Genomic DNA, 14,828 nt, shown 5'->3' with positions numbered 1-14,828 from the left:
TTCATGTGTCTGTGAGCCTGAGTGAGCAGAATTCATGTGTTACCCTTTTCGGTTCGACCCGTTTGCAGGTCGTCTTTAATTGGAGGAGGGCATCCGTCCTGTTCACGTTCGGCTTAGCGAGCCCAAAACACATCAAGGAGTACGCCACGTATGGGAAACGTCCCTTCGCATGACACGACCCCGCCATCCGCAGCGGAAACCCACGAGGGCATCCCGGCACCGTCCGGTGAGGCCAACCTGATCGACACCGATTACGTCATCGGTCAGGACAACATCAAAGGGCAGTTCGTCTTCGCCCTCGACATTCACGGCAAGGTCTTCACCATCTCCGCGCTGGTCGCGGTGATCTTCGTGATCCTCGCCCTGGCCCTGCAGAACCAGATCGAACCGCTGTTCAGCGGTGTGCGCGACTGGCTCACTCATCACATGGCCTGGTTCTTCATCGGCGCCGCTAACATCTTCGTCGTCCTCTGTATCGGGCTGATCCTGTCGCCACTGGGCAAAGTACGCCTCGGCGGCAAGGACGCGACGCCCGACTACACCTACATGGGCTGGTTCTCCATGCTGTTCGCCGCCGGTATGGGTATCGGCCTGATGTTCTACGGCGTGTCCGAACCGATGTCGCACTACAGCGCGGCGATGGGCGGCATCACCGTCGGTGAGGATGGCGTGCGCACCGACTGGGCACCGCTGGGCGGCGCTGCCGGTAACGCCGAGGAAGCCGTACGCCTGGGCATGGCCGCGACCATCTTCCACTGGGGCCTGCACCCCTGGGCGATCTACGCCATCGTCGCGTTGGCACTGGCGCTGTTCTCGTTCAACAAGGGCCTGCCGCTGTCGATCCGTTCGATCTTCTACCCGATCCTCGGTGAGCGCGTGTGGGGCTGGCCTGGGCATATCGTCGACATCCTCGCGGTGTTCGCTACCCTGTTCGGTCTGGTCACTTCGCTGGGCCTGGGCGCGGAGCAGGCGGCTGCCGGGGTGGAGTACCTGTTCGGCATCCCGGCTACGGACACCACCAAGGTGCTGCTGATCGTCGCCATTACCCTTATCGCCCTGGCCTCGGTGGTCGCTGGCCTCGACAAGGGGGTCAAGCGCCTGTCGGAGATCAACATGGGCCTGGCCATGGCCCTGTTGCTGTTCATCATCATCGCCGGGCCGACCGTGGTGATCTTCACCGACTTCTTCAAGAACCTCGGGGCCTACCTGCAGTATCTGCCGGCGCTGGCCAACCCGATTGGTCGTGAAGACGCCAACTTCAGCCAGGGCTGGACCGCCTTCTACTGGGCTTGGTGGATCAGCTGGTCGCCGTTCGTGGGCATGTTCATCGCCCGCGTCAGCCGTGGCCGTAGCGTGCGCGAGTTCCTCGTGGCCGTGCTGCTGGTGCCGTCGCTGGTGTCGGTGCTGTGGATGACCGCCTTCGGTGGCACCGCCATCAACCAGTTGCTGGTCGATGGTTTCACCGGTGCACAGGACGCTGGCCTGGAGCTGAAACTGTTCAGCATGCTCGGCGAAATGCCGCTGACCGGCATCACCTCGTTCATCGGCATCGTGTTGGTGGTGGTGTTCTTCATCACCTCGTCGGACTCCGGCTCGCTGGTGATCGACACCATCACTGCGGGCGGCAAGGTCAATGCACCGGTACCGCAGCGCGTGTTCTGGGCCAGCATCGAAGGCGTGATCGCCATCGCCCTGCTGCTCGGCGGCGGTCTGGTGGCGCTGCAGGCGATGGCCGTATCGACGGGCCTGCCGTTCACCATCGTGCTGCTGGTGGGCTGTATTTCCATCGTCAAAGGTCTGATGAGCGAGCCGCGTTAAGCGACGCGGTCTGCCCCCCTCTCCCATTTATGGAAGAGGGGCTGGGGGAGAGGGCGCTTTCAACGCCGCATCATCGCCCACGGCCACAAACAAAAACGCCGCGAACCTGTCAGGGTCCGCGGCGTTTTCGCATCTGGCGAGGGTGTATCAGCACTCGATGATGTTCACCGCCAGGCCGCCACGCGCGGTTTCCTTGTACTTGGTCAGCATGTCCGCGCCGGTCTCGCGCATGGTCTTGATCACCTTGTCCAGGCTCACGTAGTGCGAGCCGTCGCCGTACAGCGCCATGCGCGCGGCGTTGATGGCCTTCACCGAGGCGATGGCGTTGCGCTCGATGCAGGGGATCTGCACCAGGCCGCCGACCGGGTCGCAGGTCAGGCCCAGGTGGTGCTCCATGCCGATCTCGGCAGCGTTCTCGACTTGCTCCGGGGTGCCGCCAAGCACCGCGCACAGCGCGCCGGCCGCCATCGAACATGCCACGCCGACTTCACCCTGGCAGCCGACTTCGGCGCCACTGATCGAGGCGTTTTCCTTGTAGAGGATGCCGATGGCGCCGGCGGTCAGCAGAAAGTCGATGATGCCGCGCTCGCTGGCGCCGGAAATGGCGTTGGCGTAGTAGTGCAGCACGGCCGGGATAATGCCGGCGGCGCCGTTGGTTGGTGCAGTGACCACGCGGCCACCGGCGGCGTTTTCCTCGTTCACCGCCAGGGCCCAGAGGTTGACCCAGTCGAGCATGCGCAGTGGGTCTTCCAGGTAGCTGCGCTGGAAGCCGCCCAGCTTGCGTGCCAGGATCGCGGCGCGGCGGCGTACCTTGAAGCCGCCCGGCAGGATGCCCTCGGTGCGGCAGCCACGGTCGACGCAGGCCTGCATCACCTTCCAGATTTCCAGCAAGCCGGCATCGGTCTCTTCGTCACTGCGCCAGTGGCGTTCGTTGCGGCGCATCACCTCGGCAATGCCGATGCCGTTCTCGCGCGCCAGGCGCAGCAGGTCGGTGCCACTGCTGAACGGCAGCGGCAGGCTGGTGGCATCCGGGGCGATGACCTTGTGCTTGGAGCCGTCGGCGAGGATCGCCTCGCTGACCACGAAGCCGCCGCCCACCGAGTAATAGGTGGCCTCGTGCACCTGAATGCCAGCGGCATCGAAGGCGGCGAAGCGCAGGCCATTGGCATGCAGCGGCAGCGCCTTGCGGAACATCTTCAGGTCGGCCTTCTCGTCGAAGGCGACAGAGTGCTTGCCGGCCAGGACGATGCGCTTGTCGCGACGGATCGCCTCGATGTAGCCGGGTACCTGATCGACGTCGACGGTGTCCGGCTCGTAACCGCTGAGGCCGAGCAGCACCGCTTTGTCACTGCCGTGGCCCTTGCCGGTGGCGCCCAGCGAGCCATACAGCTCGGCGGCGACACGGGTCACCTGCGGCATGTGGCCGTGGTTCTCCAGCGCGTGGGTGAACAGCGCGGCCGCGCGCATCGGGCCGACGGTGTGGGAGCTGGAGGGGCCGATACCGACTTTGAACAGGTCGAAAACGCTGATAGCCATGGCGAGATTCTTCTTCTGTGGGCACGGCTGAAAACCGGGTTTTCAGCGATGCCTTTATGTGGGTGAACCACGCGCCCGGTTCAGCGCGTGTGGATATCTCTATCTAAGGCCGGCCATATCATTATGTATACTGATTTATTTTTAACCTATTCGTTAGCGACCCTTAACTATTGAGATCGCGCCATGGACATCACCCGCCTGCGCACCCTGCGTGAACTGGCCCGCTGCCGCACCATGGCCGCCGCTGCCGAGTCGCTGCACCTGACGCCCTCGGCCGTTTCACAGCAGGTGTCTCAGCTCGAACGCGAAGCGGACATGGCGCTGATCGAACGACGCGGACGCGGCGTGGTGCTGACCCCGGCCGGCGAGCGCCTGGTGGCGCATGCCGAACGCATCCTCATGGTCCTCGACGAAGCGCGCTCGGAGCTGGCGTTGCTGCGCGGCGAGATCGCCGGCGAACTGCGCGTGGCCGCCTTCCCCTCGATCGCCGTGGCAGTGATCGCGGAAACCGTGCGTGCGCTGCGCAGCGCTTACCCGCGGCTGAACGTGGTGGTGCTGGAGCTGGAACCACAGGAAAGCCTCAGCGCTCTTGGCGCCTGGCAGATCGACGTGGCGGTGATCGATGATCTGGCCGTGCAGCCCGACGAGAACCGCGAGAACTACGCGCTGATTCCCCTGACCCAGGACCAGCTGCACGTGCTGCTACCCATCGACCATGCCTTGGCCCGGCGCGACAGCCTGACCATCGCCGAGCTGCGCGACGAAGCCTGGGCGCTGGACTCCACTGGCAGCTCCTTCGGCGAATTCATCACCAACCTGTGCCGCCGCTCGGGCTATGCGCCGCGCATCAACGCCCACTGCGCCGGCTTCGAGATGGTCGCGGCCATGGTCGCCTCGGGCAACTCCATCTCCATCGTCTCCGGCCTGCGCCTGGTGCGCCCACTGCCTGGTGTTACAGCCGTGCCGCTGGCGCCCGATATCCAACGCGGCGTCTTCCTCGCCTACCGCAAGGGCGAGCGCGACCACCCGGCGGTCAACGTGTTTCTCGACGAGGCGGTGTATACCGCCGACAAGGTCCTCGGCTAGCGCCATCCCGCCGTGCAGGACCGACCGGGCGGTATTCCCCTGCAGCCGCGAGGCTTTTGCTCCCCTCTCCCATTCATGGGAGAGGGGCCGGGGGAGAGGGTGCTTTTGATGGTACCCACGCTCTGCGTGGGCAACTCCGTTCGAGACGCTCTGCGTCGGCGGACTCTGCCTAAACCGCAACGGACGCAGAGCGTCCTGGGCTGCATCCCCACGCGGAGCGTGGGAACGATCAACTTTTACTCAACGGACGTGACGGGCTCTTGAGCCGCCTCAGCCTCTAACTTCAGCCTGTCAGCTTTGCTGATGTATTTGGGTTTGTTGCTTTTCGGCGCGAGCTTGGCATTGGCCTTCTTGGCGTGGGCTTCGAGCAGTTGTTTGATCTTTTTGCGGCGATTCATGGTCGTGTGCTTGTGCTGTCCTGATTCGAGAGTACCCACGCGTTGTGCGGGTAGCCGGGGTTCAGCTCCAGAGAGCGCTGATCAGTGTATGCCCCGGATAGTGCGTCGCCACCTGCGCCTGCAGCAGTTCTCCACAGGCCAGGGCATCGGTCAGCGCGTGGTGCGCGGAGTACAGCGGTAGGCCGTAGCGCAGGCGGCTGTCGGCCAGGCGGATGGAGAGGGGCTCGCGGCCGCGCAGGCGGTCCCACCAGCTCAGCGTGCGCCTGGGGTGCAGGCGAGCTTCCAGTTCCATGGTGTCGATGATGGGGAAGACCAGGCCTTCGCCGAGGTGCTGGCGCACGGCCTGGTCGAGGAAGCTGCGTTCGATGTTGCGGTAATGCGCCACCACCACTTTGCCGGCCATGGCTTCCAGCAATTCTTCGAGCACGCTGGCCAGGCGCGGGGCGTGGCGGATGTCGCTGTGGGTAATGTGATGGAAGGTGACCGATTCGGCGTTCAGCTCGCCAGTGGGTTTGACCACCCAGTAGCGCGACTCGGCGCAACGGATGCGTTGCAGGCTCAGCGGCACCAGGCCAAGGCTGACGATGGCGTTTTCGCGTGGGTCGAGGCCGGTGGTTTCTACGTCCAGCGCTACCAACGGAACGTCCTGCAGCGGCGTATCGGCCGCGACGCAACCGGCGCCGTAGAAGGCGCGCAGGCGTGGGTCGCGGCTGCTGTCGGCGAGGCTGGCGAACAGTTGTGGCCAGTCCTGGGCCGCGCGCTCACTCATCGCGTGCGACTCGCCGGTTGCGCCGGGTAGCGAAAGCGTAGGAATTTCTGCGCGTTGCTGATCACCTGGAACGCTTCCTTGAGGTGTTGGCGTTCGCTGGCGCTGAACTGTTCCGGCTCGATGTAGTTGCTCGGCGCGTTGCCGGCCTCGACTTCACGGGCCTGGTGGCGCACGCGTACCAGGCTGAGAAACTCGAAGGCATAGCGCAGGTGCTCCAGCGCTTCCTTGGGCAGTAGTTTGGTGGCGGCGATGGCGTCGAGACGATCCAGTGAGTTCTGCGCCTTGGAGCCACAGGCCAGGGCGTGCACGCGGATCAGGTCGGTGAGTGGCGCGGTGCCACGGCCCTTGAGGTTGATGATGTTGCGGTGGCGGCCGTCGGTTTCCATCACGAAAGTGCGGAAGAAGCCCAGCGGCGGCGTGCGGTTTAGCGCGTTACGCGCCAGCGCGGCGAGAAAGGCGGGGCTGGCGCTGGCTTTTGCGGCGAGCAGGTCCTTGAGGTTCTCCACCAGCTCGGTTTCGCCGTAGAGGCCGTCGAGGTCGAAGAAGATGCTGGCGTTGAGCAGGGTTTCCGGGTTGGGCCGCTCGATCCATTCGCTGAAGTATTGCCGCCACACCTTCAGCGGCTGTCGCCACTTGGGGTTGGTGGCCATGATGCCGCCCTTGCAGTAGCTGTAGCCGCAGGCGGCCAGGCCGTCGCTGACGAACTGTGCCAGTTCGGCGAAGTAGGCGTCGTGTTCGTCCGCATCGAAGCGGTCGTCGAGCACCAGGGCGTTGTCCTGGTCGGTGAGCAGCAGTTGCTCGTCGCGGGCCATGGAGCCGGCGACCATGAAGCAGTAGGGCACCGGCGGCGGGCCGAGTTGCTGTTCGGCCAGTTCCAGCAGGCGCTGGCTGAAGGCGCGACCAATGCCGCTCATGGCGCTGCCGACCATGTGTGCGCTGGCGTCGTCGGCGACCATGCGCACGAAGGTGGCGCGCAGATCCGGCAGCAGGCTCTTGAGCCCCTCCACCGAGGTTTTGTTGAAGATGCCGTTGACCAGGTACAGGCTGCTGCGCGATTCGTAGCGGATGATGTCGGCCAGCGCCACCACGCCCACCGGGCGGCGGCGATGCAGCACCGGCAGGTGGTGGATGTTGTTGCGCAGCATGCACAGCATGGCCTCGAACACTGAGTCGTCGGCCTGCAGGGTGATGGGGTTGGGCGTCATGATCTGGCTGACCGGGGTGTCGCTGGGCAGGCCGGCGGCGACCACGCGGGTGCGCAGGTCGCGGTCGGTGAGGATGCCGGCCATCACCTGGGTCTGCTGCTCGGCCACGCCCACCTGGTTTGGGTCGGGCCAGCGCGTGCCGGGGTCGACGACGATCACCGAGGACACGCTGTGTTCGGTCATCACCTGCGCCACCTGTTGGATCGGCGTATCCAGCGGTACGCTCACCGCGCCACGCGAGATCAGCTTGCGCACCTTGATCTTCATCAGCTCGCTGGCCTTGCCGTGGCTGTCTTCCAGGGCGGATTTCAGTCGTGACTGACCCTCGGCCTCGACGAAGTCGGCAAAGCTGTCGAACTGCTCGCAAAGCTGATGGAACAGCGCGGCGGGGATGAAGTAGATCAGGCTATCTTCCAGTGCCGTGGCACCCAGGCGCACCTTGTTGCCGCGCAGCAGGCCGGCCTGGCCGAAGATGTCGCCCTCGGTCAGGCGGTTGTGCAGTTCACCGCCACGGCGGTGGATTTCCACCGCGCCGCTGCGCACGTAATGCAGCTCGTGGATCGGCGCACCGACGGCGAGGATTTCGCTACCGGCCTTGAAGTAGCCCACTTGCACCTGGCGGGCGATCTCGTCGAGAGTCTGCTCCGGCAGATTGTCGAAAGGGGCGAAGCGATTCAGGTGGTCGCGGATCTCGATCAACTCGATCTGCATGCGTGCCTCGCTGACTGGCTGGCACTACAGGATACGGGCTGCCACGATGTCAGTGCAAAGCACGCGGCCATGGGCCAATCAAGGAGAGGCTATGCAGGTTTCGGGAGTTTGGTGGTTGCTGGGTGTGCTGCTGGTGCTCGTCGGCGCGACGGTTTTCTACTACAACCGTCTGGTGTTCAACCGCCACCGCGTGGCCGAGGCGGCCAGCGGCATCGATGTCCAGCTCAAGCGTCGCGCCAGCCTGATTCCAGCGTTGGTGGAGTGTGTGCGGCAGTACATGAGCTACGAGCAGAGCACGCTGCAGGCACTGGTGCAGGAGCGCATGCGCGCCGTGCAGTTGGCCGATTCGCCACTGGGCCAGCGCGCGCCGGTGGAGGCGCAACTGGGCAGCCAACTGCGCCAGCTCTTCGCCCTGGTCGAGGCCTACCCCGAGCTGAAGGCCGACGATCAGTTTCGTGAGTTGCAGGGCAATATCAGTGAGGTCGAGGACCATATCCAGATGGCCCGGCGTTACTACAACGGCGCAGTGCGCGAGCTGAACGTGCTGGTCGAGTCGGTGCCGAGCAACCTGGTGGCCCGGCTATTTTCCTTTATCCCCGCCGAATACTTCACGCTGGATGATCCGCGTGACGGCCAATCGCCGAAAATGGAGTTCTGAGCATGCAAGGATGGCTGCGTGGTCTGTTGCTGTTGTTTGTCCTGCTGCCCGGCTTGACGCTGGCGCAGGAGGCCATCGAGGACTTTGCCGTGAGCCTGCAGGTCGAGGCCGATGGCAACCTGCTGGTGACCGAGCGCATTACCGTGAACGCCGAGGGCCGCGATATTCGCCGCGGCATCTATCGCGATCTGCCGGTCAGTTATGCGCTGCCGATGGGGCTGGAGCAGAGCAATCCGATCACCCTGTTGGGCGTGACCCGCGATGGCCGGCCCGAGTCGGTGCGTAGTGAGCGCAACGGCGCCTGGGTGCGCTTCTACCTGGGCTCGCCCAACATCCTGCTTGAGCCGGGGCGCTATCGCTACGAGCTGCGCTATCGGGTCGGGCGCGCGCTGTTGCATCACGCCAACACGGACGAGCTGTACTGGAACGTCACCGGCAATGGCTGGATTTTTCCCATCCGCCAGGCGTCGGTCGAAGTGCGCCTGCCGTCGGGAGCGCGCATCGGTCAGCTGGCCGCTTATACCGGCGCTCAGGGCGATCAGGGCCAGGACTTCCAGGTACTCGAACGGCGTGATGATTACCTGCGTCTGGCCACCACCAAGTCGCTGCCGGCCTATCACGGCCTGACCGTGGCCGTGGACTGGCAGGCCGGGTTGGTGCCACGGCCTGGCCTGCTACAGAACGCCAGCCGTGCAGTGCTGGACAACCTCGGCGTGGGCATCGGTGTCGTATTCCTGATCGGCCTGCTGCTGTTCTACCTGCTTGCTTGGAACCGTGTCGGCCGCGATCCGCGCAAGGGCGTGATCATCCCGCTGTTCGAAGGGCCGCAGGGCATGAGTGCGGTGCAGGCGGGCTATCTCTGGCATCGCGGGTTGCGCGGCGCTTTCGGAGAGGCACGGGCCTTCAGCGTGTGGCTCACCGACATGGCCATCCGCAAGCATCTGCATATCGAGGACAAGCCGCACGGCGGCGGTTTCAGTCTGGCCCGTGACCAGGGCGCAGGTGGCGAAATGAGCGAGCGGGATCGCGACCTGCGCAAGCGCCTGTTCCCGGCCAACAAAGAAGGTATCGCGCTGATCATCGGCACCGAGTACGAGCCGCGACTGGCGGATGCGGTGGCCGGGCTGAACAGCCAGCTGGGCGAGCAGGGCAAGGCCTGGTTCGCCAACAACCGCGGCATCTGGGCCTGGGGGTTGGTATGGGCCGTGCTGGCCTGTGCGGCTACCGTGCTCTTGAGTGGGCAGGGCGGTGAGGAGTGGGCCACAGGTCTGGCCGGGCTGGTGTTCAGCCTGGGCTTTGGCATACCGGCACTGATCGTGTTCAACATGGCCCGTCACCAGCCCGGCTTCGGTAAGCAGATGGGGCTGTATCTGGTAGCGCTGATGTTCGGCTGGCCCTTGCCGGTGGGGCTGATGATGATCGCCGCGTCGGTTTCCGTGCCGGCGCTGTTGCTGGTCGTCGCCAACGTCGCGTTGGTGCTGGTGTTTTATTACCTGTTGCCAGCGCCGACCCTGGAAGGCCGGCGCCTGCTCGATGCGTTGGAAGGCTATCGCGATTACCTGCAACTGGCCGAGCGTGACGCCCTGGCGCTGGCCGGCGACGCCCCGGCGATGAGCATCGCGCTGTACGAGCGCCACCTGCCCTTCGCCATGGCCCTGGGCGTGGAAGACAAATGGAGTGCGCGTTTCAGCGAGGCCCTGGCCAGTGGCCTGATCGACCCGACGCAGCGCGACTATCAGCCGAGCTGGTATCACAGCCGCAGCAGTTACAGCTCGCCACAGGCGCTGAGCGGTGCGTTGGCCGCCGGCCTTGCCAGCGCCACGGCCCTGGCCTCGTCGCCACCGTCGAGCAGTTCTTCGGGCGGCGGTGGGTCGTCCGGTGGCGGTTCCTCCGGCGGTGGTGGAGGGGGCGGCGGCGGTGGGGGCTGGTAAGCCTCCCGCGGGTCTATCAGTGCGATGAGCTTCAGGCGTCGCTGTCCTCCTGGCCGGGCAGGCGCGCTTCCCTGCTCAGGCGCGCGACCAGTTTGTCCAGGGTCAGACTGCCGAGATTGTCGCCAGCGCGGCTGCGCAGGGTGACGCGGCCTTCGGCTTTTTCCTGTTCGCCGATGACCAGCAGGTAGGGCACTTTCTGCAGGGTGGCTTCGCGGATTTTGTAGCCGATTTTTTCGTTGCGCAGATCCACGCTGGCGCGCAGCCCGGCGCATTTGAGGGCGGCGAGCACCTGGCGGGCATAGTCGTTCTGCCCTTCGGAGATGGTCAGCACGGCCGCTTGTTGCGGGGCCAGCCACAGCGGGAACAGGCCGCTGTACTGCTCGATGAGGATGCCGGTGAAGCGTTCCAACGAGCCGAACAATGCACGGTGCAGCATTACCGGGCGTTCGCGTTCGCCCTGCTCGTTGATGTAACTGATATCGAAGCGCTCCGGCAGGTTTAGGTCCACCTGCAGGGTGCCGCACTGCCAGTCGCGGCCGATGGCGTCGCGCAACACGAATTCCAGTTTCGGCCCGTAGAACGCGCCTTCGCCGGGGTTGAGCTGGTAGTCGATATTCATCCGTTGCAATGCACCAGACAGCGCACCTTCCAGTCGATCCCAGGTTTCGTCGCTGCCGATGCGGTTGGTTGGGCGGGTGGAGAGCTTGACCGCGACTTCGTTGAAGCCAAAGTCGCGGTAGATGGCGAACACCAGGGCGATGGTGTCGGCGCATTCCTGTTCCATCTGCGCGGCGGTGCAGAAGATATGCGCGTCGTCCTGGGTGAAGTGGCGCACGCGCAGCAGGCCGTGCAGCGCACCGGACGGCTCGTAGCGGTGCACCTTGCCGAACTCGGCCATGCGCAGCGGCAGGTCACGGTAGCTCTTCAGGCCGCGGGCGTAGAGCGCCACGGCACCGGGGCAGTTCATCGGTTTGAGGGCGAACACGCGTTCGTCCTCGGTGGTGGTGGTGAACATGGCCTCGCGGTAGTTGAACCAGTGCCCGGAGGTTTCCCACAGGCTGCGGTCCATCACGTCCGGGGTGTTGACCTCGACATAGCCGGCGGCATCCTGCTGCTGGCGCATGTAGCCGATCAGTTGCTGGAACAGGGTCCAGCCCTTGGGGTGCCAGAACACCGAGCCGGGGGCGCAATCGTCGAAGTGGAACAGGTCAAGCTGGGTGCCAAGCTTGCGGTGGTCGCGCTTGCCGGCTTCTTCCAGGCGGGTGAGGTAAGCCTTGAGCTCTTTCGGCGTGGCCCAGCAGATGCCGTAGATGCGTTGCAGCGCGGCGTTTTTTGCGTCGCCGCGCCAGTAAGCGCCGGCCACCTTGGTCAGCTTGAACGCCTGCAGCAGGCCGGTGCGCGGAATATGCGGGCCACGACAGAGATCCTCGAAGTCGCCCTGGCGGTACAGTGACAGCACCTCGCCTTCGGCAATGTCGCGGATCAGCTCGGCCTTGTAGTGCTCGTCCTGGGCTTCGAAATGGGCGATGGCTTGGTCACGCGGCAGTTCACGGCGGCTGACGGGTAAATCGGCGGCGGCCAGCGCGTGCATGCGCGCCTCGATCAGCGCCAGGTCATTAGGGGTGAAAGGCCGCTCGAAGGCGAAGTCGTAGAAAAAGCCGTCTTCGATTACCGGGCCGATGGTCACCTGGGCACTCGGATAAAGCTGCTTGACTGCCATGGCCAGCAGGTGGGCGCAGGAGTGGCGCAGCAGTTCGAGACCCTCTGGATCGCGGGAGGTGATCAGGCTGAGTTGGGCGTCGTTTTCGATCAGCGTGCTGGTGTCCACCAGGCGACCATCGAGGCGGCCAGCGAGCGCAGCCTTGGCCAGGCCGGGGCCGATATCGGCGGCCACCTCGGCGACGCGCAAGGGCTGGGCATAGTGACGCTGGCTGCCGTCGGGCAGGGTGATGCTGGGCATATGGGGTCTCTGATCAGGGTCGGTTAAAGGTGAGATCTGTAGGGTGGGTTAGCGGCGCAAAGGCGCAGCTATGGAGGCCACCATTTAGTCCGTGCGCCGCGTAACCCACCATCGGCGCAACACAGGGAGATCGCCCGGTGGGTTACGCGGCGCGCCACGAGGGCGGTGTCTGCTTGTTTGTAGCTTGGCGCCGCTAACCCACCCTACAGTTGTTATTGGCGCTGGTAGCGCAGCGGCAAGCCCTGGCAATCGTCCTGCACCTGGCCGGCGTGCCAGGCCAGTTGCCCGGAGACGAAGGTGCTGCGCACGGCATGGCGGAAGGCGCGGCCCTGAAATGGCGTCCAGCCGCAGTGGGCGAGGATCGGGCCGGCCGCCACCGGGCGTGGTTCGGCCAGGCGTTCGACCAGGGTCAGGTCGGCCCAGTAGCCTTCGCGCAGGTAGCCGCGCTGCTCGATGGCGAAGCGTTCGGCCACGGCGTGGCTGGTCTTTTCCACCAGCAGGGGCAGTGGCAGCAGGCTGTCGGCCACCAGCTCCAGCAGTGACGGCAGGGCGTGCTGCACCAGCGGCAGGCCGGATGGCGCCTGCAGGTAGGGTCGCTGCTTCTCGTCCCAGGTGTGCGGCGCATGGTCGGTGCCGATGATGTCCAGGCGTCCGCAGAGCAGGGCCTGGCGCAGGGCGTCGCGGTCGGCGCGGCTCTTGATCGCCGGGTTGCACTTGATCAAGTGGCCGAGCGCGGCGTAGTCGCTGTCATCGAAGTACAGGTGATGGGCGCAGACCTCGGCGGTGATTGCCTTGCCGGCCATTGCGCCTGGTTGGAACAGGCCCAGCTCGCGCGCGCTGGTGATGTGCAGCACGTGCAGGCGCGTGCCGTAGCGCCGCGCCAGGCTCACTGCCAGGCTGGAGGATTGGTAGCAGGCCTCGGCATCGCGGATCGCCGGGTGCTCGCTGGCGGGGATATCGTCGCCGTACTGCGTCTGCCACTGCGCCTCGCGTTCGCGGATGCGCGGGGTGTGCTCGCAATGGCTCAGCAGCACGGTCGGGCAGTCGCGGAACAGCCGCTCCAGCGCCGGTAGGTCGTCGACCAGCATGTTGCCGGTGCTGGCGCCCATGAACACCTTCACCGCCGCCACGCGGCTGGGGTCGAGCGCGGCGACGGTGTCGAGGTTGTCGTGGCTGACGCCGAAGTGAAAGCCGTAGTTGACCCGCGAACAACTGGCGGCGCGTTGCTCCTTGGCTTGCAGCGCCTCCAGCGTCAGGGTCGGCGGGTTGGTGTTGGGCATGTCCATCACGCTGGTGATGCCGCCGGCCACCGCTGCGCGCGATTCCGTGGCGAAGCTGCCCTTGTGCGGCGCGCCGGGGTCGCGAAAGTGCACCTGGTCATCGATCATGCCCGGCAGCAGGTACTGCCCGGCGGCGTCGAGCAAGGCTTCGCCAGGCAAGTGCGCGAGGCTGCTGGCGATGGCGTCGATGCGCCCGTGGCGGATGCGCAGGTCGGCCTCGAACACGCGGCCCTCGTTGACCAGGCGGGCGTTACGGATCAGCACGCTCAGAACTCGTTCTGCAGGGCTTTGTAGCCCCGCACCAGGTCGATGTTGGTGCGTGCCACGTCCTCGGAAAATTCACTGGCCGAGACGCTGACGCGCGGCAGGCTGGCCAGGTCGGTCTTCGGCCCGATGCGTTGGGTGGAGGTGACGTGAAAGCCCGCCGGCAGGTCGCAGCCGTCGACCACGGCGTTGTGCCGCACCACGCAGCCGTCGCCGACCGCGCAGTTGAACAACACGCTGTTGAAACCGATGAACACGCGATTACCGACGCTGCACGGGCCGTGGATGATCGAGCGATGGGCGATGGACGTGTGCTCGCCGATGGTCACGGCCGCACCGGATTTGGAGTGGATCACCACGCCGTCCTGGATGTTGGAGTTGGCGCCGATGACGATGGGCTGCATGTCGCCGCTGGCGTCCACCTCGTCGGCGCGGATCACCGCGTAGGGGCCGACGAAGACGTTGTCGTGGATGATCACCTTGCCGCAGATGATGGCGGTCTTGTCGACGTAGGCGGACTCGGCGATGACCGGCAGGTGGCCGGACGGATTCTTGCGGATCATGGTCGCTCCTTGGGCGAGGGTTCGGGCACCGGGTCGTAGCCGCCCGGATGCCAGGGATGACAGCGCAGCAGCCGGCGCAGGCTCAGCCACAGGCCGCGTAGCAGGCCGTGCTTGTCCAGCGCCTCGATGGCGTAGTGCGAGCAACTGGGATGAAAGCGGCAGCGCGGCCCGAGCAGCGGGCTGATCAGATACTGGTAGAAACGCACCAGGGCGATGGCCAGGCGCTTCATGTTGGGCGGCTCACGGCCACGCGCAGTTGCTTGCTATCGAGGTCGTTGTAGAAGCAACTGGGCCGACCGGTGTGGCAGGCCGGACCAAGTTGCTCGACCTTGAGTAGCAGGGCGTCGCCGTCGCAATCGAGGTGCGCGCTGAGCAGGCGCTGGCGGTGGCCGCTGGTTTCACCCTTGCGCCACAGGCGCTGGCGCGAACGCGACCAGTAGCAGACCTGGCCGCTGTGCAGGGTTTCTTCCAGGGCGCTGCGATTCATCCAGGCCAGCATCAGCACCTCGCCGCTGTCGTGGCGCTGGGCGATCACCGGGATCAGCCCGGCGTCGTTCCAGGCGATGGCCGCCAGGGCTTCGCTCAGCGCCACGGCGTGGCCGGCTTCGGCGGACTCCAGCTGCAACCAGAAGGCGTCGGCAGTCATGGC

At 65.5% G+C, this 14,828-nt stretch carries 13 protein-coding genes; 4 read left to right on the top strand and 9 right to left on the bottom strand.

Features of this window, described 5'->3' with window-relative positions; all coding sequences use genetic code 11:
- The first annotated feature begins 150 nt into the window (after positions 1-150).
- On the top strand, positions 151-1,818 hold the full coding sequence (locus BM059_RS10765; RefSeq protein WP_037001792.1) for a BCCT family transporter: 1,668 nt from the start codon (positions 151-153) through the stop codon (positions 1,816-1,818).
- 147 nt (positions 1,819-1,965) lie between these two features.
- On the opposite strand, the gene BM059_RS10760 is transcribed toward BM059_RS10765, so the two are convergent.
- A complete protein-coding gene (locus tag BM059_RS10760) occupies positions 1,966-3,354 on the bottom strand; it encodes an L-serine ammonia-lyase (RefSeq protein ID WP_037001790.1) in 1,389 nt (462 codons plus the stop codon).
- Between the two features lie 183 nt (positions 3,355-3,537).
- Here BM059_RS10760 and BM059_RS10755 point away from each other — a divergent pair, with 183 nt between their 5' ends.
- Positions 3,538-4,440: a LysR family transcriptional regulator gene (locus BM059_RS10755; RefSeq protein ID WP_037001788.1), complete on the top strand. Its 903-nt coding sequence runs from the start codon at positions 3,538-3,540 to the stop codon at positions 4,438-4,440.
- Positions 4,441-4,676: 236 nt separating this feature from the next.
- Here the strand turns inward: BM059_RS10755 and BM059_RS10750 are convergent, their stop codons facing one another.
- The 3 genes from BM059_RS10750 to BM059_RS10740 form a co-directional block, all read right to left on the bottom strand.
- Positions 4,677-4,838, bottom strand: a complete 162-nt coding sequence (locus tag BM059_RS10750; RefSeq protein ID WP_074938571.1) for a DUF2986 domain-containing protein — start codon at positions 4,836-4,838, stop codon at positions 4,677-4,679.
- 61 nt (positions 4,839-4,899) lie between these two features.
- Positions 4,900-5,607 (bottom strand): 3'-5' exonuclease, encoded by a 708-nt coding sequence (locus BM059_RS10745; protein WP_074938570.1) that lies wholly within the window; start codon positions 5,605-5,607, stop codon positions 4,900-4,902.
- The gene (locus BM059_RS10740) at positions 5,604-7,523 is read right to left on the bottom strand and encodes a DUF294 nucleotidyltransferase-like domain-containing protein (RefSeq protein ID WP_074938568.1); all 1,920 of its coding nucleotides are present in this window, start codon (positions 7,521-7,523) and stop codon (positions 5,604-5,606) included. Before BM059_RS10740 ends, BM059_RS10745 begins: the two co-directional genes overlap by 4 nt.
- A 91-nt stretch (positions 7,524-7,614) precedes the next feature.
- On the opposite strand from BM059_RS10740, the gene BM059_RS10735 reads away from it, so the two are divergent.
- On the top strand, positions 7,615-8,181 hold the full coding sequence (locus BM059_RS10735) for a LemA family protein (protein ID WP_074938566.1): 567 nt from the start codon (positions 7,615-7,617) through the stop codon (positions 8,179-8,181).
- A 2-nt stretch (positions 8,182-8,183) separates the two neighbouring features.
- Entirely contained in the window at positions 8,184-10,112 is a 1,929-nt protein-coding gene (locus BM059_RS10730) for a DUF2207 domain-containing protein (protein WP_074938564.1), read from the top strand.
- A gap of 31 nt (positions 10,113-10,143) precedes the next feature.
- Here BM059_RS10730 and thrS read toward each other — a convergent pair whose 3' ends face one another.
- From thrS to hisI, 5 genes are all read right to left on the bottom strand, one after another.
- Entirely contained in the window at positions 10,144-12,072 is a 1,929-nt protein-coding gene (thrS, locus tag BM059_RS10725) for a threonine--tRNA ligase (protein ID WP_074938562.1), read from the bottom strand.
- A gap of 212 nt (positions 12,073-12,284) precedes the next feature.
- A complete protein-coding gene (locus tag BM059_RS10720; RefSeq protein ID WP_074938560.1) occupies positions 12,285-13,622 on the bottom strand; it encodes a dihydroorotase in 1,338 nt (445 codons plus the stop codon).
- Positions 13,619-14,179 (bottom strand): gamma carbonic anhydrase family protein, encoded by a 561-nt coding sequence (locus tag BM059_RS10715; RefSeq protein WP_074938559.1) that lies wholly within the window; start codon positions 14,177-14,179, stop codon positions 13,619-13,621. The genes BM059_RS10720 and BM059_RS10715 overlap by 4 nt, the downstream gene beginning before the upstream one ends.
- Positions 14,176-14,409 (bottom strand): membrane protein insertion efficiency factor YidD, encoded by a 234-nt coding sequence (gene yidD / locus BM059_RS10710; protein WP_037001774.1) that lies wholly within the window; start codon positions 14,407-14,409, stop codon positions 14,176-14,178. Before yidD ends, BM059_RS10715 begins: the two co-directional genes overlap by 4 nt.
- Entirely contained in the window at positions 14,406-14,825 is a 420-nt protein-coding gene (gene hisI / locus BM059_RS10705) for a phosphoribosyl-AMP cyclohydrolase (RefSeq protein ID WP_037001773.1), read from the bottom strand. Before hisI ends, yidD begins: the two co-directional genes overlap by 4 nt.
- Between the last annotated feature and the right edge of the window lie 3 nt (positions 14,826-14,828).

This window comes from Ectopseudomonas composti (genome assembly GCF_900115475.1).
GTDB lineage: Bacteria > Pseudomonadota > Gammaproteobacteria > Pseudomonadales > Pseudomonadaceae > Aquipseudomonas > Aquipseudomonas composti.
Note: the sequence above shows the minus strand (reverse complement) of the source record. Positions and strands in the feature narration are given on the sequence as shown.

What these genes read in the sequence shown, in the direction of transcription:
- BM059_RS10765 (WP_037001792.1), top strand. Translation starts at nt 151, where the DNA reads ATGGGAAACGTCCCTTCGCATGACACGACCCCGCCATCCGCAGCGGAA.
- BM059_RS10760 (WP_037001790.1), bottom strand. Translation starts at nt 3,354, where the DNA reads ATGGCTATCAGCGTTTTCGACCTGTTCAAAGTCGGTATCGGCCCCTCC.
- BM059_RS10755 (WP_037001788.1), top strand. Translation starts at nt 3,538, where the DNA reads ATGGACATCACCCGCCTGCGCACCCTGCGTGAACTGGCCCGCTGCCGC.
- BM059_RS10750 (WP_074938571.1), bottom strand. Translation starts at nt 4,838, where the DNA reads ATGAATCGCCGCAAAAAGATCAAACAACTGCTCGAAGCCCACGCCAAG.
- BM059_RS10745 (WP_074938570.1), bottom strand. Translation starts at nt 5,607, where the DNA reads ATGAGTGAGCGCGCGGCCCAGGACTGGCCACAACTGTTCGCCAGCCTC.
- BM059_RS10740 (WP_074938568.1), bottom strand. Translation starts at nt 7,523, where the DNA reads ATGCAGATCGAGTTGATCGAGATCCGCGACCACCTGAATCGCTTCGCC.
- BM059_RS10735 (WP_074938566.1), top strand. Translation starts at nt 7,615, where the DNA reads ATGCAGGTTTCGGGAGTTTGGTGGTTGCTGGGTGTGCTGCTGGTGCTC.
- BM059_RS10730 (WP_074938564.1), top strand. Translation starts at nt 8,184, where the DNA reads ATGCAAGGATGGCTGCGTGGTCTGTTGCTGTTGTTTGTCCTGCTGCCC.
- thrS (WP_074938562.1), bottom strand. Translation starts at nt 12,072, where the DNA reads ATGCCCAGCATCACCCTGCCCGACGGCAGCCAGCGTCACTATGCCCAG.
- BM059_RS10715 (WP_074938559.1), bottom strand. Translation starts at nt 14,179, where the DNA reads ATGATCCGCAAGAATCCGTCCGGCCACCTGCCGGTCATCGCCGAGTCC.
- yidD (WP_037001774.1), bottom strand. Translation starts at nt 14,409, where the DNA reads ATGAAGCGCCTGGCCATCGCCCTGGTGCGTTTCTACCAGTATCTGATC.
- hisI (WP_037001773.1), bottom strand. Translation starts at nt 14,825, where the DNA reads ATGACTGCCGACGCCTTCTGGTTGCAGCTGGAGTCCGCCGAAGCCGGC.